Origin of the sequence: Yersinia rochesterensis (genome assembly GCF_003600645.1) — a bacterium.
GTDB lineage: Bacteria > Pseudomonadota > Gammaproteobacteria > Enterobacterales > Enterobacteriaceae > Yersinia > Yersinia rochesterensis.
In genome coordinates this window covers 153,083-175,675 of the sequence record NZ_CP032482.1, presented here as the reverse complement: position 1 = coordinate 175,675, position 22,593 = coordinate 153,083, and the positions used below count along the sequence as shown (strand labels likewise).

The window sequence follows — 22,593 nt, the reverse complement described above, 5'->3', positions numbered from 1 at the left end:
TCATTCTCCTTTCTTTGAGTGAATCTCTATATGTCTTTTGGGTGTTATTACATGTAAATTATCTATATTATAAACATCTCCTTTATCGCGGATATATTTTACATGGTGTATTTCAAATGAGCGTTTTCCTCCCACAGTATCAATAAATCTAGCTCTAGGGGATCTTCCATGTTTCATTCGAGTCACATTTCTGGGGATAAACTGCCCAGCCAATTCAGGATCATTCCCCACCTCCTGCCAAAATGCTTCCCTAAATCTATCAAAATTACTGAACCGTTTACCACGTAATTTATCGGCAATTTGCGCGGGAATGGGCACACCCAAATCTTTGCCAGCCCCCGCCAGCCAAACCCCTGAAACCCGCTGCCCGTGGCCTGTAACAACCCCCGGCTCATCTCGGGGTGTCTTAAAATAAACATACACCGGCTCCAGCCCCGAGTCTGCCGGGAACCAGATGATGTAATCGTGGAAATCTCCCTCTTCCAGCGCCAAAAATACCATATCAGGCTTGGTGGCCAGAAAAGTGATATCCGTTCCTGTATGCTGCGGAAAGTCCGGAGCACCTGCCGGTTGTGGCAATGCCGTGCCGATATCCATGCCGGGCGCCCGCGCCGGTGTGAAGGTAAAAGTACGTGGCGGCTGGTTGTCGGTGGTAAAAGTATAAACGCCGTGCAATGGATCAAATTGCGCGGCGACGACTTTTACCTTCGCGGCAACCTGCACAGCATCGGGTTTGACCGCATAGACACTCGTCCAGTCATCCTTATCCGCCATCAACATTCTGATAGGAAGATCAATTTCACCTTGTTGCGGCAGTGGTGTTGCAGGGGATAATCCCATTCCACTCACCGGGAAGCTGCCCACCAGTGTTGGCTTTTCCCATCCCAGGGGTCGATCTGATCCTTCTCCCTCGTTGCTTGAGTAGAAACCAGCGCCGATGATCACCGCCATCGGGCCTGCCAGTGAAGTGGTCGCAATCGTACTTAATCTCGCCAATGCCACCCGGAATGCGGCGCTAAATTCGCGAGCGACCCGAGGGCTTAACACCGTGGCCCCCACTCCTGCGGCGGCCAAACCGGGCGGATGTATCCCCCCGATCGGATAAGCAGGTAAGGAAAAGGTATTATCACGAATAACTGCTTGCTGTCTGGCGAGATCGTCTGCCAGACGGGCATTTTCCACCCGCTGCCGCTCTGCGGCTTCTGCTGCCAGTCGGGCATTTTCCACCCGCTGCCGCTCTGCGGCTTCAGCCGCCAGTCGGGCATTTTCAACCCGCCGCCGCTCTGCGGCTTCAGCCACCAGTCGGGCATTTTCCACCCGCTGCCGCTCTGCGGCTACTGCCGCCAGTCGGGCGTTTTCCACCCGCTGACGTTCTGCTGCTACTGCCGCCAGCCGGGCATCTTCAACTCGTTTCCGCTCTGCGGCTATTGCCGCCAGCCGGGCGTTTTCCACCCGCTGCCGCTCTGCGGCTACTGCCGCCAGTCGGGCATTTTCAGCTTCAGCCAACTGTGCCCTGACCTGAGTTAAGTGCTGCTCCGCGTTATTGACTGCATCTATAGCGATATCTAATTGATATTGAAAAGGATCTAAAGCCAACTGAGCTGCATCAATTTTATCCTGATGAACCAGCAGATGTTCGCGCAACAGATTGTATTGCTCAATCTTCAACTCCTGCATAATATACCCGGCATAATCCCCGTACTTTTCAAGGTCTTCTTGGCTCAGACCATCAGGGAAAGGATCAAAAGCTTCACCACCAAGATTTAATAAATTATCCAGGTCCTCGCGGTTTTTGATCTCAATGTCGAACATAAAATGGTACCCATAGTTACCCCACATATAGACATAATCATCAAACTCATAACTAAGCGGATATTCGTCTGGGTCACTTAACAGCTGTCCTTCCCAGGTATCATTAAGCGCCTCCAATGCCGCCCGATAGGGTTCAATGTTGTGCTGCTCTCTGACTAAAGCGTCACCCGCCTGACTTAGCTGGTATTGCGCCGCTTCGACCGGATAACTGGCCGCCCATTTCGCCTGTTTTTGGCGATTTTCTTCTTCCACCCGTTCAATCTGTTCAGGCATCAATACTGTGGTGACTGAGATATAAACTGGATCGGTATTGGCTTCTGCGGGGAAGTAGACAATTGCGTCATGGCTGTTATTTCCCAGTGGAGAAAATACCGGTGTTACAGGGCTATCTCTCACTTCACTGACACCCGTTGGTTGTGCTGTATCGGGGGGTGGGGAACTGTTTTCAACATGGATGTGAATAGGGGGCATACCATTAAGTATCTGAACGGTGAATACTCCCGGCCGGGCAGTGGGTTTGGCCTGTACCACCGGCACCATAATCGGCACATGTTTAGATTTCACTACGGCGATTTTCTGCACACCATCCTGTACCACATCATGCAAGCGGGCGTTAGCCACTACTGCGGGCTGAGTGGGTAACTGTGCAAATGGCACACTCGTGATGCGCTCCGCTGGCAGGGTGACGAGGGTACGCCGGATCACTGACATATCATCTTTCGCGATTTCAGAGGGTGCCAACAACATGCCAACCACCCCGGCGAACCGCCCGACATAAGGGGCCGCATCCATTACAAACATTCCCAGCCGGGTCAGTGCCAGGTCGAGCGCAGCCGCAACCATTTTTGGCTTAAACAGTGTTAATCCCCATTCACTGGCAACCAGCGATAAGGGAACCGCGACGCCGGGAACAATGGCAACCTGTAGTTCTGGCCGTTGTGACAGGTTCGGTGTATTGCCACGATGACCTGCATGACCACCGCGATTACCACCGCGTCGGTTGCCATGCCCAAATTTGCTGGGATTGTAATTGTGAAGAGGGCCATAGGGAGTCTGTGAAACTCCCCATCCACTACCCCGATTAGGATTTCCGGTGCCAAATCCTGTTGGCCCCCCTTTAACGCCCCCGGTGGGGCCACGAGCACCATGGCCGGTTGTATTACTGTGTCCTTCTCCCATATCTTATTTCCTTATTTAAGTTTCATAATTAACGAGAATATTTACGGCTAAATTTATTTGTCCTATTCACCTCCTTAATATTATTTAGATGTCATTAGTTTTATTATTCATCTGTGTAATACCCATAAATAAAAACACCCCGCTAATTAGCGAGGTGCTTTATTTTCTTGATAAGAATAGAGTGATTGATAGCGTTAAATACTGATATTGTCTGCGATGTGCTTAACCACGATTAACACCTTACAAGGTTTTTTTCGGGCCGTGATAGCATTAATTTAATAAATTTTTCTGTCGCGAAATACACAGAATTTGAGATAGAAAAAAGCCGCTGCCATTAAATAATGGCAGCGGCCTGTTTTAAGTCGATTTAAACGCCGCTAACAACACGGCGGCGTCAAGAGCAAGGGGCATTAGCCTGCAACAGCAATACGTTTCATATCGGTCATATAGCCACGCAGTTTATGACCAACCGCTTCAATTGGGTGGTTGCGAATAGCTTCATTTACATCACGCAGTTGCGCATTATCTACTGCAGTCCCGGCAACACTTTTGCCCAAATCACCGGCTTGCAGAGAATCCATAAACTTGCCTTTCAGCAACGGAACAGCCGCATTGGCAAATAAATAGTTACCGTATTCTGCGGTATCAGAAATAACCACGTTCATTTCATATAAGCGCTTACGAGCAATGGTGTTCGCAATCAGCGGTAATTCATGCAGAGATTCGTAATAAGCAGATTCTTCGATAATGCCAGAATCAACCATAGTTTCGAATGCCAATTCAACACCGGCTTTCACCATGGCAATCATCAATACGCCGTGGTCGAAATATTCTTGCTCAGAGATTTTGCCTTCAAACTGTGGCGCATTCTCAAAGGCTGTTTTGCCGGTCTCTTCACGCCAGTTCAGTAATTTAACGTCGTCTTCTGCCCAGTCTGCCATCATGCCGCTAGAGAACGCACCGGAAATAATGTCGTCCATATGCTTCTGGAATAATGGAGCCATAATCTCTTTCAATTGCTCAGACAGCGCATAAGCACGCAATTTAGCTGGGTTGGACAAGCGGTCCATCATCAGCGTAATCCCGCCTTGTTTCAGCGCTTCGGTGATAGTTTCCCAGCCGAACTGCATCAGTTTTTCAGCATAAGCTGCATCAGTGCCCTCAGAAACCAGCTTGTCGAAGCACAACAGTGAACCGGCCTGCAACATACCACACAGGATAGTTTGCTCACCCATCAGGTCAGATTTAACTTCTGCAACAAAAGAGGATTCCAGCACGCCAGCACGATGGCCGCCAGTAGCCGCTGCCCAAGCTTTGGCAATCGCCATGCCTTCGCCTTTAGGGTCATTTTCTGGGTGAACCGCGATCAATGTCGGCACACCAAAACCACGTTTGTATTCTTCACGAACTTCAGTACCTGGGCATTTCGGCGCTACCATCACTACTGTAATGTCTTTACGCACTTGCTCGCCCACTTCAACAATGTTGAAACCGTGGGAGTATCCCAGCGCAGCGCCATCTTTCATCAACGGCTGAACGGCTTGAACTACGGCGGAATGTTGTTTGTCTGGCGTCAAGTTAACCACTAAATCTGCCTGTGGGATCAACTCTTCGTAAGTGCCGACTTTGAAGCCGTTTTCAGTCGCTTTACGCCATGAGGCGCGCTTTTCAGCAATAGCTTCTTTACGCAGGGCATAAGCCACATCCAAACCTGAATCGCGCATGTTCAAACCTTGGTTCAAACCTTGTGCGCCACAGCCGACAATCACCACTTTTTTGCCTTTCAGGTAATTTGCTTCATCGGCGAATTCGTCACGTGCCATAAAGCGACACTTACCTAATTGCGCCAACTGCTGACGCAGGTTCAATGTGTTGAAATAGTTAGCCATGGTATTACTCCGTTCGGGTTCTGTTTTGTGGGTGCAGCTATTTTTTTAGTGACTGCAAACGAATGTGGTGTTTGTGTACTTATACTGTTTTTTTTCACATCCCCTGTCTGTGCCGGGGATTATCTTGGAATCACTATATGACAGGAAACACATTGCTGAAATTGATATATTAACAATGTGATATTGCAGATTCTGCAATACTCTTTATTCCTTATGCAATACAATGGCTCTTCTCCCCCAAGAGGCTGTCTGTGATGGATTTACGCGACCTGAAATTATTTCTTCATTTGGCTGAAAGCCGCCATTTTGGCCGTACCGCCAAAGCAATGCATGTCAGTCCGTCCACCCTCTCGCGCCAGATTCAGCGCTTGGAAGAGACCATCGGTCAGCCGCTGTTTTTACGTGATAATCGCACCGTACAACTGACTGATGCCGGGACTCAGTTGAAAGCTTTTGCGCAACAAACCCTGCTGCAATATCAACAATTGCTCCATGCCTTGGGCCAACACGGGCCATCGCTAAGTGGCGAGCTGCGGTTATTTTGCTCGGTTACCGCCGCTTATAGCCATTTACCGCCGATTTTGGACCGCTTTCGCGCGCGCCATCCACTGGTTGAAATCAAACTCACCACCGGTGATGCGGCCGACGCAGTAGATAAAGTCCAATCGAATGAAGCCGATCTCGGCATTGCGGGCCGTCCTGAAGTGCTGCCCACCAGCGTGGCATTTACTCAGATTGGCGAGATACCGCTGGTGTTAATTGCCCCGGCACTCCCTTGTGCGGTGCGAGAGTTAATCTCTGTCGACCAGCCTGATTGGGCCAATGTTCCCTTTATTCTGCCGGAGCACGGCCCATCGCGAAAACGCATTGATTTGTGGTTCCGCCGCCAGCGCATTACTAACCCCCTGATTTACGCAACAGTTTCCGGTCATGAGGCTATTGTGTCGATGGTGGCCTTGGGTTGTGGCGTCGCGCTGATCCCGTCAGTGGTGGTAGACAATAGCCCAGAACCAGTGCGCAACCGTATTTCTCTGTTGGATGATATTTCGCTGGTAGAACCGTTTGAATTGGGGGTTTGCGTGCCCAAAAAACGGCTCAATGAGCCGTTGATTGAAGCATTTTGGAGATTACTGTAGGTCGTAGGTAGTTCGTAAGTAGATTGTCGTTCGCAGTACGCCAATTAACCCGCTAAAAAGAATTTAAACGCCGGATTATTGGTTTCATCGTGGCAATCATAGCCCAGTGCCGTCAGATGCTGTTCAAATTGTGGCTCAGAATCTGACAACTCAAACCCTGCCAATACCCGACCAAAATCAGTACCGTGACTACGATAATGGAACAAAGAAATATTCCAATGCGTCCCTAAGGTATGCAGGAATTTCAACAATGCGCCTGGGGATTCCGGGAACTCAAAGCTATACAAACGCTCGCGCAATGGCTTGGAAGGACGCCCCCCGACCATATAACGCACGTGCAATTTAGCCATTTCGTCATCGGACAAATCCACTACCTGATAATCTTTCGCCCGTAACTCGGACAAAATCTCTTCCCGCTCGATATGACCACGGGTCAAACGCACCCCGACGAAAATGCAGGCGTTTTCGGCATCAGCATAACGATAGTTAAATTCCGTCACCGACCGGCCACCCAACAGCTCACAGAAACGCAGGAAACTGCCTTTTTGCTCAGGAATAGTCACGGCCAGCAAAGCTTCGCGTTGCTCACCTAGCTCACAGCGTTCTGAGACATAGCGCAGACCGTGGAAATTAACGTTAGCGCCGGAGAGCACATGGGCCAGACGCTCACCTTGAATATTATGCTGCTGCACATATTTTTTTAGGCCCGCCAGCGCCAAAGCGCCTGACGGCTCGGCAATGGCGCGTACATCTTCAAATATGTCTTTGACTGCCGCACAAATGGCGTCGCTATCGACGGTGATCACTTCGTCGAGATATTCCTGGCACAAGCGGAAAGGCTCTTCGCCAATGCGCTTAACCGCCACGCCCTCGGCAAATAACCCAACACGCGCCAAATCCACTGGCTTACCGGCATTCAACGCAGCCCGTAAACAGGCGGAATCTTCCGCTTCAACACCAATGACTTTAATCTGCGGCATCAGTTGTTTAATAAGCACTGCCACACCGGCCACTAGCCCACCGCCGCCAACAGGAACAAAGATCCGGTCAAGATGGGCGTCTTGCTGGAGCAACTCCATCGCCAGTGTCCCCTGCCCGGCAATCACCGCCGGGTGGTCGAATGGCGGGACAAAGGTATAGCCCTGTAATTGGGATAGCTCAATAGCTTTACCTTTGGCTTCGTCGAAATTGGCACCGAACAGCAGCACCTCACCACCAAAACCGCGCACCGCGTCCACTTTGATGTCAGCAGTTGCCACTGGCATCACGATCAATGCTTTGACACCCAGCTTGCTGGCCGAGAGCGCCACGCCCTGCGCATGATTACCGGCAGAAGCCGTTATCACACCACAGGCTTTTTGTTCTGCTGTCAGGCCGGCCAGCATCGCGTAAGCACCGCGCAGTTTAAAGCTGTGTACCGGCTGTCGGTCTTCGCGCTTCACCAAAATGGTATTAGCCAGGCGAGAAGAAATCTTTTCCATCACTTGCAGCGGGGTGACTTGCGCCACCTCATACACCGGCGCGCGCAATATCGCCCGCAGATATTCTGCCCCATCGGGGGCAGCAGATAAGGGTTGTGATACCGCCATGGGTATTAGCCTCCCAACTTACTTTTGTCGCGCACTGCACCTTTGTCGGCACTGGTCGCCAGTAAAGCATAAGCGCGCAGCGCATAAGAAACCTGACGTTCGCGTGCTTTCGGTGTCCATGCAGCATCACCGCGCGCCAATTCTGCTTCGCGGCGCGCAGCCAGCTCAGCATCACTGACATCCAGCTTCATAGCACGGTTTGGAATATCAATATCAATGATGTCGCCATCTTGCACCAAAGCAATCAACCCACCGCTGGCAGCCTCTGGCGAAGCATGACCAATAGATAAACCGGAGGTGCCACCGGAGAAACGGCCATCAGTCAGCAATGCACAGCTTTTGCCTAATCCCATGGATTTCAGATAAGTGGTCGGATACAACATTTCCTGCATCCCCGGCCCACCTTTCGGCCCTTCGTAGCGGATAACAACCACATCACCCGCCACTACTTTTCCGCCCAGAATAGCGGCAACCGCGTCATCCTGACTCTCATAGACTTTGGCCGGGCCGCGGAAAGTTAAGCTGTCTTTATCTACCCCAGCGGTTTTAACAATTGAGCCATTTTCCGACAGATTTCCATACAGCACCGCTAAACCGCCGTCTTGGCTGTAAGCATGCTCGCGGGTGCGGATGCAGCCCTCTTGGCGGTCAGTATCCAGTGATGGGAAGCGGCAATCCTGTGAGAATGCTTTCGTGGTGCGGATGCCAGCCGGGCCTGCGGAGTACATCTGCTTGACCCCTTCGTCTTTGGTCAGCATCACGTCATAGGCTTCCAGCGTTTGTGGCAAGTCCAGACCCAACACGTTTTTCACTTCGCGATTCAGCAAGCCAGCCCGGTCCAACTCACCCAAAATCCCCACCACACCACCGGCACGGTGCACATCTTCCATATGGTATTTCTGGGTGCTCGGTGCCACTTTGCACAAATGCGGAACCTTACGGGACAGACGGTCGATATCGCTGATATCGAAATCAATTTCGCCTTCCTGCGCTGCCGCCAGCAAATGCAGCACGGTATTGGTGGAACCGCCCATGGCAATATCCAGCGTCATGGCGTTTTCAAATGCCGCTTTGTTAGCAATGTTACGCGGCAAGGCGCTCTCATCGTCTTGTTCATAATAACGTTTGGTCAGCGCCACAATGTGCTTGCCGGCATCGAGGAACAGTTGTTTACGGTCAGCATGAGTTGCCAGCAATGAGCCGTTACCCGGCAGCGCCAGACCCAGCGCCTCATTCAGACAGTTCATTGAGTTAGCCGTAAACATCCCGGAACAAGAGCCGCAAGTCGGGCAAGCTGAGCGCTCAATTTGATCACTGACAGCATCGCTGACATTCGGGTTTGCGCCCTGAATCATGGCATCGACCAGATCCAGCTTAATAATTTTGTCGGATAATTTGGTTTTACCGGCTTCCATCGGGCCGCCAGAAACAAAGATAACCGGGATATTCAGCCGCAGAGACGCCATCAGCATCCCTGGGGTAATTTTGTCGCAGTTAGAGATACACACCATGGCATCCGCGCAGTGGGCGTTAACCATGTACTCTACGGAGTCAGCAATCAATTCACGTGAAGGCAGAGAATACAGCATACCGCCATGGCCCATCGCGATCCCATCATCCACTGCAATAGTGTTGAACTCTTTCGCCACACCGCCAGACGCTTCAATTTGCTCCGCTACCAGCTTGCCTAAGTCGCGCAAATGAACGTGGCCCGGTACAAACTGGGTAAATGAGTTAACAACTGCAATAATCGGTTTGCCGAAGTCATCATCGGTCATACCGGTAGCGCGCCACAGTGCGCGGGCGCCGGCCATATTGCGGCCATGGGTGGTGGTATGGGAACGGTACTTAGGCATTGTCTCTTCACTCCAGTTTTTTGTATTGCAAATCAATTTGTTGTTGCAGATATAACCTGTTGCAGGTGGCGAACGAACCACCTGCTGATCCTGTCTGTCAGTTTTTATTTATTATGGATTGATCGGATCCAGCCAACCGTGTTTATCTTCAGTTTCACCAGTGAACAGGCCGAAGAATGCTTGTTGAATTTTTGCCGTGATCGGGCCGCGTTTACCAATACCAACCTGGATGCCATCTACACTGCGCACCGGGGTGATTTCTGCCGCAGTGCCGGACATAAATACTTCATCCGCCAAGTAAAGAGATTCGCGCGACAATACTTGTTCACGCACTTCCAGCCCCATGTCTTTCGCCAGTTTAATAATGGCATCGCGGGTAATACCCGGCAGAGCAGAAGAGGTAAATGGCGGAGTAAACAGAATGCCATCTTTCACTTCAAATAAGTTTTCGCCCGCACCTTCAGACAGGAAGCCGTGAATGTCCAGCGCAATCCCTTCCTGATAACCGTGGCGGCGTGCTTCGCTGCCCACCAGCAAGGAAGACAAGTAGTTACCGCCCGCTTTGGCTGCGGTTGGAATGGTGTTTGGTGCCACACGGTTCCATGAAGAAACCATCGCATCAATACCTTGCTCCAGCGCTTCTGCGCCCAGATAAGCGCCCCATGGGAAAGCAGCAATAATCACGTCAGTCTTATAGCCATCTGGCGGGTTTACCCCCATGCCGACATCACCAATAAACACTAATGGCCGGATATAAGCGCTGGTCAGGTTATTTTTGCGCAACGTTTCGCGGCAAGCTTCCATCAGCTCATCAACAGTCTGGGAAACTGGCATGCGGTAAATTTTGGCTGAGTCATGCAAGCGCTGCATGTGTTCGCGGTGACGAAAAACTACTGGCCCTTTATGGGAATTGTAGCAACGGACACCTTCGAAGACTGACGTGCCGTAGTGTAACGCGTGAGACATCACGTGAACTTTAGCCTCTGCCCACGGAACCATTTCGCCGTTAAACCAGATAAAATCAGCTTTCTTCGTCATTCTTTTCTTTCCTTGTGGCGCATCAGGCGCGTATCTGTAATGTATTAGGTTGTAGGATCTCGACGCAGGCGACATCCATAAGCTTGCTCAGCTGTGAAGACAGTAAATCGACAGGGCGCTGGCTGGCAACGGTCAATTCAATATTAACATTCTCAGCATTAATCATTGGCGACATATTCATAGCACAAACCTGAAAGCCGCGGTGCCGCACAACCCGCAATACACGCTCTAACATTTCAGGGCGGAAGCGGGCTTGGATAGAGATTTGATGTTGGATAGAGAGTTGGTGGTGCATCATGAGATTTTCTCCAGCATGGTTTCATTACCTGCGCCTGGCGGCACTAACGGCCAAACGTTTTCGAGTTCGTCGATGGAAACCTGGAGCAGATAAGGGCCTTCGCTGTTAAACAGCGCATCCAGAGCGGCGTCGACTTGGTCTTTGCGGGTGATTCGTTGGCCAGGAATATTAAAAGCACTGGCCAGAGTGATAAAATCGGGGTTGTCAGAAAGATTGGTTTCGCTGTAACGCCCATCAAAAAACAGTTGCTGCCATTGCCTTACCATACCCAAGCGTTGGTTATCCAACAAAACGATTTTCAGCGGCAACTGTTTTCGTTTTATGGTGCCCAGCTCCTGCACATTCATCATAAACGAGCCGTCACCGGAGACACAGATGACCATATCATCCGGGCGGGCCATTTGTGCGCCAACAGCCGCGGGTACGCCAAAGCCCATCGTGCCCAAGCCGCTGGAAGTGATAAAATTCTCAGGGCGGGTAAAGTTCATATGCTGCGCCGTCCACATCTGGTGCTGGCCCACGTCGGTGGTCACCACGGTCTGTGGAGCTTTGCGCTCAGAAATTTGCTTCAACAATAACGGAGCATAAATTGCCTGGCCAGGGTGATCATAACGCCAGCTATGCTGGTGTTTTAAGCCCATAACCTCATCACGCCACGGCTGAATGTTCAGCGGTTGCTGCAAAGCAGGCAACAACACTTTCAAATCGCCCTGCAACGCGACGTGCGCCTGACGCAATTTACCCAGCTCGGCCGGGTCGATATCCATATGGATAACTTTGGCTTTCGCAGCAAATGTATTCAACTTGCCAGTCACCCGATCATCAAAACGCGCGCCAACCGCTATCAATAAATCACAATCCTGCACGGCGAAATTCGCCGCTTTAGTACCATGCATCCCCAACATCCCCAGATAACAAGGGTGCTCGGTGTCCGGTGCGCCTAATCCTTTCAGCGTGGCCACGGCAGGAATGCCCGTCACCTCGATAAACTCGCGTAAAGCCGGAACCGCCTGCGCCATTCCAACACCGCCGCCAACATACAGCATCGGCTTTTTTGCCGTCGCCAGCATATCTAAAGCTTGTTGTAATTCAGCCGCAGAATCAACGAGATACTCTTCAACTGGCATCAGGTGTGGGGTCAACTCACCCACGGCCAACTGAATATCTTTCGGGATATCAATTAAAACGGGGCCGGGGCGGCCACTGGTCGCGATGGCAAATGCTTCCGCCATGATGCCCGGCAGCGCATCCAATGATTCAACTAAAAAACTGTGTTTGGTACAGGCCAGAGACAGACCTAAAACATCAATTTCCTGAAAAGCATCAGTGCCGATTAATGCAGAACCGACTTGGCCGGTGATAGCAATAACCGGCACAGAATCCAGTAAAGCATCCGCCAAACCGGTGATCAGATTAGTGGCTCCGGGGCCGGAAGTGGCAATACACACCCCAACTTTACCGGTTGCACGCGCATAACCAATAGCAGCAATGGCAGCGCCCTGCTCATGGCGGCAGAGCAGATGCTCGACACCGCCATCATACAAAGCATCGTAGACCGGCATAATCGCCCCGCCCGGATAGCCGAATACTGTACTAACACCCTGCGCACGCAACGCTTGAACCACCCACTGAGCACCATTCATAGTTATTTCTCCGACCGTTCGCGAGGTGAGCAGGATTTTATTCTGTTGTGCATTTTATGTTCCTCGCGTCCTTTAATGTAATGATAAAAAAACCCCCGAACCTTTCGGTGCGGGGGTTTTCTTGTGATTAAGGCTTGATTTTTATGCCTTTTTTCGTCCAAGTGCAGCCCCGCACGGTGGGATAATAATCACCACCACGCTAATTAGGACTAGGTTAATCACTTGGAAAATCGCTTTCATAATTAGGTTGTTCATCTGTCTAGTGTCGAACGAATACCTACAGAGTTATCACAGTTATTAGTTGTCTGACAATATTTATTTAAATTATTATTTTGTGGGCACACAGACAAAACAGGATAAATATATTATTTATCAATCAGTAAAACCCATATCGACAGTTTGGCCTTTTTACTGCGTACCACATCGCAATTTTTGATTTTGATACATTCATTGCAACGAAACTTTTCGCGAGCTTTCGCAAAACCCCCCTTTTCCCAGACACTGACAAAAATTCTGAGGCACTCTGTAACAACGCCCGACACTAAGGACGCATGACAGCAAAGGAAAGCACCATGTCACTGGCAACTATTCATACCCGCGCCACATTAGGTATCCAGGCGCCCGCCATCACAGTTGAAGCTCATATTAGCAATGGGTTACCGGGATTCGTTTTAGTTGGATTACCGGAAACCACTGTGAAAGAGGCGCGGGATAGGGTTCGCAGCGCGCTGATTAACAGCGGCTTCATCTTTCCAGCTAAACGAATCACGGTCAGCTTGGCACCGGCAGATTTGCCCAAAGAAGGCGGCCGTTATGACCTGCCGATTGCTTTAGCGATATTAGCAGCGTCAGAGCAGATTCCTGCGGATAAATTAGCGCACTATGAGTTCTTGGGTGAACTCGCCTTATCGGGGGCGCTAAGACGTGTTAGCGGCGCAATTCCAGCCGCACTCGCCAGCAGCCATGTCCATCGACAATTAATTTTGCCGTCAGGGAACAGTCTCGAAATTGGATTGATAGCCCAAGGTAACAGCTGGGTCGCAGAAAACTTGCTCGCAGTATGCGGTTTTTTACAAGAGGAGAATACCCTAGCTCAGGGCCAACGCCTTGAAGATGTTGTCGATTGGGACAACCGCCTCGACCTACAAGATATCATCGGCCAATCACAAGCCAAACGCGTGCTGGAGATAACAGCGGCTGGTGGGCATAACCTGCTATTGCTCGGGCCTCCGGGGACGGGGAAAACCATGCTAGCAAATCGGCTAACTGGGCTACTGCCGCCACTGACGGAGCAAGAAGCACTGGAGACCGCAGCCATTAATGGCCTGCTACACAGTAATGAACTGCCCGCCCAATGGCGCTGCCGGGCTTTTCGCGCACCGCATCACAGCGCATCAATGGCCGCTCTGATTGGCGGAGGGTCAATTCCCCGTCCCGGCGAAATATCACTGGCACACAATGGGGTACTTTTTCTGGATGAGCTACCGGAGTTTGAACGCAGAGTACTGGATTCACTGCGCGAGCCACTGGAATCAGGCGAAATTACCATTTCCCGTGCAGCGGCTAAAGTTTGTTTTCCGGCTAAAGTACAGCTTATCGCCGCAATGAACCCTAGCCCTAGCGGGCATTATCAAGGTGTTCATAACCGAGCGCCGCCACAACAAATCCTGCGCTATCTGGCAAAATTGTCAGGCCCATTTTTGGACAGATTTGATTTGTCGATAGAAGTCCCGCTACTCCCGACAGGAATGCTCGGAGCACAAAGACATCAAGGAGAGCCAAGCAAAACCATCAGGCAGAGAGTATTACAGGCCAGGCAAAGGCAATTGGATAGAGCGGGGAAGATAAACACGCAACTTAACAGCCAGGAGATAGCTGAATATTGCTATTTAACACCTGAGAACACTGCTTTTCTGGAACAAGTTCTGCTGAAGCTCGGCCTGTCAGTCCGTGCGTGGCACCATATATTGAAAGTGTCACGAACCATTGCCGATCTAGCTCAGGAAGATAATATTCAAAAAAATCATCTTTCAGAGGCGCTAAGCTATCGTTGTATGGACCGATTGCTTTTGCAATTACATAAAAGCTTAATATAAAAAAGGGAATAAAAGCCCCTTTTTAATCAAGATGCTTATGCCCAATGTCATTGAAGTCGCAGGTAGTTAGCAAGCAACCGACAAATTTGCCGGGAGCAGATTTGAACAGCATTTATGCTAGCCCGTAGGGTGAGCCTTAAGAATGAGGCTCATTAATCCCGATGAGCTTACCCAAGTAAGTGATTCGGGGAGGTCGCGTAGCTAACATCCCTGCGGCTTCAAAGACGACGGGAATTAGTCGTCGCTATCAGTATAATCTTCCACTGCGTCCATCTGCGGTTTACCGCCAGACAGCGTATGGAAACGTTTAGGCCGACGGGTCCGGGTCACATATTTAGACCAGACTTTTTCTTCGGCGCTGACTGGCTCACGCTCGCCGCGACAAACAGCAACAAATAACTGTTCTTCTTCTGTTGCAGGCTCGCGTTTACCGAGGTCAAGCTCGTTGAAAGCATAACCGTGGCGCTCTAGTAATTGCGCCTCTTTAATGGTGAAATCGCCGTGACGCGAGAACCCGCGAGGATAATGTTTATTATCAAAAAAACGATTGGTCGTGATGAAGCTATCCGCCATCTGACACGCTCCTAATTCTCTCATGGTCGTGCTGTTTATGGCGCGGAGTATTAGATAGGCTTGACATCGTGTAAAACAAAACATTTAAATCTTAACGATAAAAAAATTGGAGATAGGTGTGGATACCGAATTACTGAAAACCTTTTTGGAGGTCAGTAGAACTCGCCACTTTGGTCGCGCAGCTGAATCTTTGTACTTAACGCAGTCGGCGGTGAGTTTTCGTATCCGTCAATTAGAAAATCAATTAGGTGCAAATTTATTCACTCGCCATCGCAATAATATTCGTCTGACCCCTGCGGGTGAGCGGCTGGTTCCTTACGCCGAAACATTGATGAGTACCTGGCAACTAGCCAAAAAAGAGGTTGTACATTCGCTACAACACACCGAGTTGTCTATTGGTGCAACCGCATCACTTTGGGAGGCCTACCTCACCCCTTGGTTGCAACAGTTATATAAACAGCGAGAAGCATTACGCCTTGAAGCCCGTGTTGCACTACGGCAATCACTGGTGAAGCAGTTGCACGAACGGCAACTGGATTTGTTGATAACAACTGAACCCCCTAAAATGGATGAACTGGCAAGTCAACTTCTAGGACATTTTTCATTGCGTTTGTTCTCATCAGGTCCCCTCCCTCTATCAGAAATAATTGACGATAAAACTGAGCATAAAAATGCAAATGAAGCGCCCTATATCAAACTGGAATGGGGAGCAGATTTCCATCAGCAAGAGAATCGTTTACTCAACAACGAACAGATGCCCGTGCTGACCACGACGTCGGCTCATTTAACTCGGCAACTGTTGGATACTACCGGTGGCTGTGCCTTTTTGCCCGAACATTGGCAAAAAGAATATCCAGAGCTGACCATTAATACTGATATACCGCCTATCGTGCGGCCACTATATGCTGTTTGGTTGCAAAACAGTGACCAACAAACATTAATTCGACAGCTATTAAAAACACCTATGAATAACGCCGCGCAAAGCGACATACAGGATTAAGTGATGGCGACTGAGGCTTAACCTCGTGGTTCACGATAAGAAGCACTCACCGCCCTCTGGATAGCAATAAAACTAAATAGCAAAATTCTGATGACAGATTTTCCACCATGGGCAAAGAGTGTCATCAAAAGTGATATAACGCTGTATTAGATCCTAATCAAAGTGTGTAGCGTAAATCGCCAGCAAATCATAAAGTGGTGATCAATAGAAATGGGCTATTCATGCACAATAAAGCCCATGCCACAGACAATAAATAAAGTTGCCACAACCGATATATTGGGTAGTAAAGTGAGCTTTTGATAAACGCTACTAATCCACATTTCCTGAATCAATAACTAAAGATCTTTTCCCTGCTAACTAAAATATTAATTAGCTTTAGTTCATCTGGTGGAAGTAATAATGGGCAGAGACAACAACTTTCTGTACATAAATTCAACCAAGTAAGCATGAATTGGGAATGTTGTCTTTCTAAGAGTGATGGCTATTTTAATAAAAAACATAACCAATAAGAGTTATTGATGGGGGTAATACGCGCTGTATGTCGGCAAAATAAATGGATATTCCTGATGTAAAAATCGGGACAGCCGCCAGAAAAGAGGGAAAATACATAAAGGAACCACATAATCAGTATAAAAAACGAGCTAAATGATTATTTTTAACATAAAAAAACCCCTCGCTTTCGCGAAGGGCTATTTGTATGGCAGGGGCGGAGAGACTCGAACTCGCGACACCCGGTTTTGGAGACCGGTGCTCTACCAACTGAGCTACGCCCCTAAATCATGCTTAACATTATGCCTGCTAAGATAAGCAGGCATAATTTAAATAAGTGGCGGAACGGACGGGGCTCGAACCCGCGACCCCCTGCGTGACAGGCAGGTATTCTAACCAACTGAACTACCGCTCCACCGATTCTTTTACGTGTATCTTCCCGATACTTACCCTCTACAGGGCCAGCGCTCCGCGCTGTGCAAAACCGCCTTTGGCGATTTTGTTAGTCACCAGATGTCATTCTGATAACTCGTGTTTGATGCCTGGCAGTGTCCTACTCTCGCATGGGGAGACCCCACACTACCATCGGCGCTACGGCGTTTCACTTCTGAGTTCGGCATGGAGTCAGGTGGGTCCACCGCGCTATGGCCGCCAGGCAAATTCTGTTTCAATTAACCCGCTATGCAATATCACACAGCCAGCCAATCCAATCTCGGAACTTCGCTGAAAATCTTAATTTCTCTCAAATCACCAAAACACCTTCGGTGTTGTAAGGTTAAGCCTCACGGATCATTAGTACTGGTTAGCTCAATGCATCGCTGCACTTACACACCCAGCCTATCAACGTCATAGTCTTTAACGTTCCTTCAGGGGGCTTAAAGCCCCAGGGAAGACTCATCTCGAGGCAAGTTTCCCGCTTAGATGCTTTCAGCGGTTATCTCTTCCGAATTTAGCTACCGGGCAATGCCATTGGCATGACAACCCGAACACCAGTGATTCGTCCACTCCGGTCCTCTCGTACTAGGAGCAGCCCCTCTCAATCTTCCAACGCCCACGGCAGATAGGGACCGAACTGTCTCACGACGTTCTAAACCCAGCTCGCGTACCACTTTAAATGGCGAACAGCCATACCCTTGGGACCTACTTCAGCCCCAGGATGTGATGAGCCGACATCGAGGTGCCAAACACCGCCGTCGATATGAACTCTTGGGCGGTATCAGCCTGTTATCCCCGGAGTACCTTTTATCCGTTGAGCGATGGCCCTTCCATTCAGAACCACCGGATCACTAAGACCTACTTTCGTACCTGCTCGAGCCGTCACTCTCGCAGTCAAGCTAGCTTATGCCTTTGCACTAACCTCACGATGTCCGACCGTGATTAGCTAACCTTCGTGCTCCTCCGTTACTCTTTGGGAGGAGACCGCCCCAGTCAAACTACCCACCAGACACTGTCCTCACCCCGGATTACGGGGCCGAGTTAGAACATCAAACATTAAAGGGTGGTATTTCAAGGTTGGCTCCATGCAGACTGGCGTCCACACTTCAATGCCTCCCACCTATCCTACACATCAAGGCTCAATGTTCAGTGTCAAGCTATAGTAAAGGTTCACGGGGTCTTTCCGTCTTGCCGCGGGTACACTGCATCTTCACAGCGAGTTCAATTTCACTGAGTCTCGGGTGGAGACAGCCTGGCCATCATTACGCCATTCGTGCAGGTCGGAACTTACCCGACAAGGAATTTCGCTACCTTAGGACCGTTATAGTTACGGCCGCCGTTTACTGGGGCTTCGATCAAGAGCTTCGCCTTGCGGCTGACCCCATCAATTAACCTTCCAGCACCGGGCAGGCGTCACACCGTATACGTCCACTTTCGTGTTTGCACAGTGCTGTGTTTTTATTAAACAGTTGCAGCCAGCTGGTATCTGCGACTGGCTTCGGCGCCGGGAGCAAGTCCCATTACCTAATGCCAGCGTGCCTTCTCCCGAAGTTACGGCACCATTTTGCCTAGTTCCTTCACCCGAGTTCTCTCAAGCGCCTGAGTATTCTCTACCTGACCACCTGTGTCGGTTTGGGGTACGATTTAATGTTACCTGATGCTTAGAGGCTTTTCCTGGAAGCTTGGCATCAACTACTTCATCACCGTAGTGACTCGTCATCACACCTCAGCGTTGATAAGCAACCGGATTTACCAAGTCGCTCCGCCTACATGCTTAAACCGGGACAACCGTCGCCCGGCTAGCCTAGCCTTCTCCGTCCCCCCTTCGCAGTAACACCAAGTACAGGAATATTAACCTGTTTCCCATCGACTACGCTTTTCAGCCTCGCCTTAGGGGTCGACTCACCCTGCCCCGATTAACGTTGGACAGGAACCCTTGGTCTTCCGGCGTGCGGGTTTTTCACCCGCATTATCGTTACTTATGTCAGCATTCGCACTTCTGATACCTCCAGCAACCCTCACAGGTCACCTTCAACGGCTTACAGAACGCTCCCCTACCCAACAACACCTAAGTGTCGCTGCCGCAGCTTCGGTGCATGGTTTAGCCCCGTTACATCTTCCGCGCAGGCCGACTCGACCAGTGAGCTATTACGCTTTCTTTAAATGATGGCTGCTTCTAAGCCAACATCCTGGCTGTCTATGCCTTCCCACATCGTTTCCCACTTAACCATGACTTTGGGACCTTAGCTGGCGGTCTGGGTTGTTTCCCTCTTCACGACGGACGTTAGCACCCGCCGTGTGTCTCCCGTGATAACATTCTTCGGTATTCGGAGTTTGCATCGGTTTGGTAAGCCGGGATGGCCCCCTAGCCGAAACAGTGCTCTACCCCCGAAGATGAGTTCACGAGGCGCTACCTAAATAGCTTTCGGGGAGAACCAGCTATCTCCCGGTTTGATTGGCCTTTCACCCCCAGCCACAAGTCATCCGCTAATTTTTCAACATTAGTCGGTTCGGTCCTCCAGTTAGTGTTACCCAACCTTCAACCTGCCCATGGCTAGATCACCGGGTTTCGGGTCTATACCTTGCAACTAGACGCCCAGTTAAGACTCGGTTTCCCTACGGCTCCCCTATTCGGTTAACCTTGCTACAAAATATAAGTCGCTGACCCATTATACAAAAGGTACGCAGTCACACCACGAAGGTGCTCCCACTGCTTGTACGTACACGGTTTCAGGTTCTATTTCACTCCCCTCGCCGGGGTTCTTTTCGCCTTTCCCTCACGGTACTGGTTCACTATCGGTCAGTCAGGAGTATTTAGCCTTGGAGGATGGTCCCCCCATATTCAGACAGGATGTCACGTGTCCCGCCCTACTCATCGAGTTCACAGCAAGTGTGTTTTTGTGTACGGGAGTATCACCCTGTACCCTGCGACTTTCCAGACGCTTCCACTAACACACAAACTGATTCAGACTCTGGGCTCCTCCCCGTTCGCTCGCCGCTACTAGGGGAATCTCGGTTGATTTCTTTTCCTCGGGGTACTTAGATGTTTCAGTTCCCCCGGTTCGCCTTGCATGGCTATGTATTCACCATGCAATAGTGCAACGAATTGCACTGGGTTTCCCCATTCGGGTATCGTCGGTTATAACGGTTCATATCACCTTACCGACGCTTTTCGCAGATTAGCACGCCCTTCATCGCCTCTGACTGCCTAGGCATCCACCGTGTACGCTTAGTCGCTTAACCTCACAACCCGAAGGTGTCTTTGCAGACAACTTGCGTTGCGATTATTTGAGAGACTCTAATACAGGTTAATCCTTATCTCAGTACATCTACGGAGAGATAAGTTTCAGCTGTATTGTTTCAATTTTCAGCTTGTTCCAGATTGTTAAAGAGCAATATTTCACAACACACTGAGTCTTGCGACCGCAGTACGTTTTGAAATAGTTTTATATGGTGGAGCTAAGCGGGATCGAACCGCTGACCTCCTGCGTGCAAGGCAGGCGCTCTCCCAGCTGAGCTATAGCCCCATATAAAAAGCAAAATACCTTATCGGCATAACTCATTCTCAGACAAGGCGCAGTCACGCGACGTTTATTGTTATAAACGAGTGTGTCTGTAACGCAGTATGAGGATGAGTTGGTGGGTCTGAGTGGACTTGAACCACCGACCTCACCCTTATCAGGGGTGCGCTCTAACCACCTGAGCTACAGACCCAACAAGGTACTAAAGCCCGACTAATTTCTCAGCCCGGCCTTATTTGCTCGTTACTTTCTATCAGACAATCTGTGTGGACACTACGCAATGCGTATCGTTAGGTAAGGAGGTGATCCAACCGCAGGTTCCCCTACGGTTACCTTGTTACGACTTCACCCCAGTCATGAATCACAAAGTGGTAAGCGCCCTCCCGAAGGTTAAGCTACCTACTTCTTTTGCAACCCACTCCCATGGTGTGACGGGCGGTGTGTACAAGGCCCGGGAACGTATTCACCGTAGCATTCTGATCTACGATTACTAGCGATTCCGACTTCATGGAGTCGAGTTGCAGACTCCAATCCGGACTACGACAGACTTTATGTGGTCCGCTTGCTCTCGCGAGTTCGCTTCACTTTGTATCTGCCATTGTAGCACGTGTGTAGCCCTACTCGTAAGGGCCATGATGACTTGACGTCATCCCCACCTTCCTCCGGTTTGTCACCGGCAGTCTCCCTTGAGTTCCCACCATTACGTGCTGGCAACAAAGGATAAGGGTTGCGCTCGTTGCGGGACTTAACCCAACATTTCACAACACGAGCTGACGACAGCCATGCAGCACCTGTCTCACAGTTCCCGAAGGCACCGAAGCATCTCTGCTAAGTTCTGTGGATGTCAAGAGTAGGTAAGGTTCTTCGCGTTGCATCGAATTAAACCACATGCTCCACCGCTTGTGCGGGCCCCCGTCAATTCATTTGAGTTTTAACCTTGCGGCCGTACTCCCCAGGCGGTCGACTTAACGCGTTAGCTCCGGAAGCCACGCCTCAAGGGCACAACCTCCAAGTCGACATCGTTTACAGCGTGGACTACCAGGGTATCTAATCCTGTTTGCTCCCCACGCTTTCGCACCTGAGCGTCAGTCTTTGTCCAGGGGGCCGCCTTCGCCACCGGTATTCCTCCAGATCTCTACGCATTTCACCGCTACACCTGGAATTCTACCCCCCTCTACAAGACTCTAGCTTGCCAGTTTCAAATGCAGTTCCCACGTTAAGCGCGGGGATTTCACATCTGACTTAACAAACCGCCTGCGTGCGCTTTACGCCCAGTAATTCCGATTAACGCTTGCACCCTCCGTATTACCGCGGCTGCTGGCACGGAGTTAGCCGGTGCTTCTTCTGCGAGTAACGTCAATCAACCGTGCTATTAACACGACTGCCTTCCTCCTCGCTGAAAGTGCTTTACAACCCGAAGGCCTTCTTCACACACGCGGCATGGCTGCATCAGGCTTGCGCCCATTGTGCAATATTCCCCACTGCTGCCTCCCGTAGGAGTCTGGACCGTGTCTCAGTTCCAGTGTGGCTGGTCATCCTCTCAGACCAGCTAGGGATCGTCGCCTAGGTGAGCCATTACCCCACCTACTAGCTAATCCCATCTGGGCACATCCGATGGCGTGAGGCCCGAAGGTCCCCCACTTTGCTCTTGCGAGGTCATGCGGTATTAGCTACCGTTTCCAGTAGTTATCCCCCTCCATCAGGCAGTTTCCCAGACATTACTCACCCGTCCGCCGCTCGCCGGCAAAGTAGTAAACTACTTCCCGCTGCCGCTCGACTTGCATGTGTTAGGCCTGCCGCCAGCGTTCAATCTGAGCCATGATCAAACTCTTCAATTTAAGATTTGTTTGATTTGCTATGAGTTAACATAGCGATGCTCAAAGATTACTTTCTGCAAATATGCATTCGAACCGAAGTTCAAATGTGTACTGCTTTGGTCACTCTTCAAGACTTTGATATTTCTTCTGCCTGTCGAAACAGGCTTCGATATCGTCTTGCGAGTGCCCACACAGATTGTCTGATAAATTGTTAAAGAGCGT

The 22,593-nt window shown here is 50.2% G+C and carries 12 protein-coding genes, 4 tRNA genes and 3 rRNA genes; 3 read left to right on the top strand and 16 right to left on the bottom strand.

Annotation, left to right across the window (positions count from 1 at the left end; genetic code table 11):
• Together DXZ79_RS00840 and ilvC are read right to left on the bottom strand one after the other, a co-directional pair.
• Entirely contained in the window at positions 1–2,991 is a 2,991-nt protein-coding gene (locus DXZ79_RS00840; protein ID WP_120010990.1) for a colicin-like bacteriocin tRNase domain-containing protein, read from the bottom strand.
• A 410-nt stretch (positions 2,992–3,401) separates the two neighbouring features.
• Positions 3,402–4,880, bottom strand: coding sequence for a ketol-acid reductoisomerase (gene ilvC / locus DXZ79_RS00835; RefSeq protein WP_038638101.1), 1,479 nt, complete (start codon positions 4,878–4,880; stop codon positions 3,402–3,404).
• Between the two features lie 254 nt (positions 4,881–5,134).
• Between ilvC and ilvY the strand changes: the two genes are divergently transcribed.
• Positions 5,135–6,016, top strand: coding sequence for an HTH-type transcriptional activator IlvY (gene ilvY, locus DXZ79_RS00830; protein WP_038638098.1), 882 nt, complete (start codon positions 5,135–5,137; stop codon positions 6,014–6,016).
• Between the two features lie 44 nt (positions 6,017–6,060).
• Here the strand turns inward: ilvY and ilvA are convergent, their stop codons facing one another.
• From ilvA to ilvL, 6 genes are all read right to left on the bottom strand, one after another.
• Positions 6,061–7,605, bottom strand: a complete 1,545-nt coding sequence (gene ilvA, locus DXZ79_RS00825; protein ID WP_038638095.1) for a threonine ammonia-lyase, biosynthetic — start codon at positions 7,603–7,605, stop codon at positions 6,061–6,063.
• A gap of 5 nt (positions 7,606–7,610) precedes the next feature.
• Positions 7,611–9,461, bottom strand: coding sequence for a dihydroxy-acid dehydratase (gene ilvD, locus DXZ79_RS00820; protein WP_038638092.1), 1,851 nt, complete (start codon positions 9,459–9,461; stop codon positions 7,611–7,613).
• A gap of 111 nt (positions 9,462–9,572) precedes the next feature.
• Positions 9,573–10,499: a branched-chain amino acid transaminase gene (locus DXZ79_RS00815; protein ID WP_038638091.1), complete on the bottom strand. Its 927-nt coding sequence runs from the start codon at positions 10,497–10,499 to the stop codon at positions 9,573–9,575.
• Positions 10,500–10,521: 22 nt separating this feature from the next.
• Entirely contained in the window at positions 10,522–10,794 is a 273-nt protein-coding gene (ilvM, locus tag DXZ79_RS00810) for an acetolactate synthase 2 small subunit (protein WP_038639976.1), read from the bottom strand.
• Entirely contained in the window at positions 10,794–12,440 is a 1,647-nt protein-coding gene (ilvG, locus tag DXZ79_RS00805) for an acetolactate synthase 2 catalytic subunit (protein WP_038638088.1), read from the bottom strand. The genes ilvM and ilvG overlap by 1 nt, the downstream gene beginning before the upstream one ends.
• A gap of 141 nt (positions 12,441–12,581) precedes the next feature.
• Positions 12,582–12,680 (bottom strand): ilv operon leader peptide, encoded by a 99-nt coding sequence (gene ilvL / locus DXZ79_RS00800; protein WP_071841758.1) that lies wholly within the window; start codon positions 12,678–12,680, stop codon positions 12,582–12,584.
• 332 nt (positions 12,681–13,012) lie between these two features.
• Between ilvL and DXZ79_RS00790 the strand changes: the two genes are divergently transcribed.
• Positions 13,013–14,536: a YifB family Mg chelatase-like AAA ATPase gene (locus DXZ79_RS00790; RefSeq protein ID WP_120010989.1), complete on the top strand. Its 1,524-nt coding sequence runs from the start codon at positions 13,013–13,015 to the stop codon at positions 14,534–14,536.
• Between the two features lie 234 nt (positions 14,537–14,770).
• Here the strand turns inward: DXZ79_RS00790 and DXZ79_RS00785 are convergent, their stop codons facing one another.
• A complete protein-coding gene (locus tag DXZ79_RS00785; RefSeq protein ID WP_042562488.1) occupies positions 14,771–15,109 on the bottom strand; it encodes a MaoP family protein in 339 nt (112 codons plus the stop codon).
• Between the two features lie 118 nt (positions 15,110–15,227).
• Here DXZ79_RS00785 and hdfR point away from each other — a divergent pair, with 118 nt between their 5' ends.
• Entirely contained in the window at positions 15,228–16,109 is an 882-nt protein-coding gene (gene hdfR, locus DXZ79_RS00780; RefSeq protein ID WP_038638081.1) for an HTH-type transcriptional regulator HdfR, read from the top strand.
• Positions 16,110–16,807: 698 nt separating this feature from the next.
• Here the strand turns inward: hdfR and DXZ79_RS00775 are convergent.
• From DXZ79_RS00775 to DXZ79_RS00745, 7 genes are all read right to left on the bottom strand, one after another.
• Positions 16,808–16,883, bottom strand: a tRNA-Trp gene (locus DXZ79_RS00775).
• Positions 16,884–16,936: 53 nt separating this feature from the next.
• Positions 16,937–17,013: transfer RNA gene (locus DXZ79_RS00770), tRNA-Asp, on the bottom strand.
• Positions 17,014–17,138: 125 nt separating this feature from the next.
• Positions 17,139–17,254, bottom strand: a 5S ribosomal RNA gene (gene rrf / locus DXZ79_RS00765).
• Between the two features lie 115 nt (positions 17,255–17,369).
• Positions 17,370–20,276: ribosomal RNA gene (locus DXZ79_RS00760) — 23S ribosomal RNA — on the bottom strand.
• Between the two features lie 208 nt (positions 20,277–20,484).
• Positions 20,485–20,560: transfer RNA gene (locus tag DXZ79_RS00755), tRNA-Ala, on the bottom strand.
• 110 nt (positions 20,561–20,670) lie between these two features.
• Positions 20,671–20,747, bottom strand: a tRNA-Ile gene (locus DXZ79_RS00750).
• A 102-nt stretch (positions 20,748–20,849) separates the two neighbouring features.
• Positions 20,850–22,392 (bottom strand): 16S ribosomal RNA (locus tag DXZ79_RS00745).
• Together the 16S, 23S and 5S rRNA genes with 4 tRNA genes alongside form the textbook arrangement of a ribosomal RNA operon.
• Positions 22,393–22,593 lie beyond the last annotated feature (201 nt).

Coding starts and splice junctions, on each gene's coding strand:
- DXZ79_RS00815 (WP_038638091.1), bottom strand. CDS start 10,499: ATGACGAAGAAAGCTGATTTTATCTGGTTTAACGGCGAAATGGTTCCG.
- ilvG (WP_038638088.1), bottom strand. CDS start 12,440: ATGAATGGTGCTCAGTGGGTGGTTCAAGCGTTGCGTGCGCAGGGTGTT.
- ilvY (WP_038638098.1), top strand. CDS start 5,135: ATGGATTTACGCGACCTGAAATTATTTCTTCATTTGGCTGAAAGCCGC.
- ilvM (WP_038639976.1), bottom strand. CDS start 10,794: ATGCACCACCAACTCTCTATCCAACATCAAATCTCTATCCAAGCCCGC.
- ilvC (WP_038638101.1), bottom strand. CDS start 4,880: ATGGCTAACTATTTCAACACATTGAACCTGCGTCAGCAGTTGGCGCAA.
- DXZ79_RS00840 (WP_120010990.1), bottom strand. CDS start 2,991: ATGGGAGAAGGACACAGTAATACAACCGGCCATGGTGCTCGTGGCCCC.
- ilvA (WP_038638095.1), bottom strand. CDS start 7,605: ATGGCGGTATCACAACCCTTATCTGCTGCCCCCGATGGGGCAGAATAT.
- DXZ79_RS00790 (WP_120010989.1), top strand. CDS start 13,013: ATGTCACTGGCAACTATTCATACCCGCGCCACATTAGGTATCCAGGCG.
- ilvD (WP_038638092.1), bottom strand. CDS start 9,461: ATGCCTAAGTACCGTTCCCATACCACCACCCATGGCCGCAATATGGCC.
- ilvL (WP_071841758.1), bottom strand. CDS start 12,680: ATGAAAGCGATTTTCCAAGTGATTAACCTAGTCCTAATTAGCGTGGTG.
- DXZ79_RS00785 (WP_042562488.1), bottom strand. CDS start 15,109: ATGGCGGATAGCTTCATCACGACCAATCGTTTTTTTGATAATAAACAT.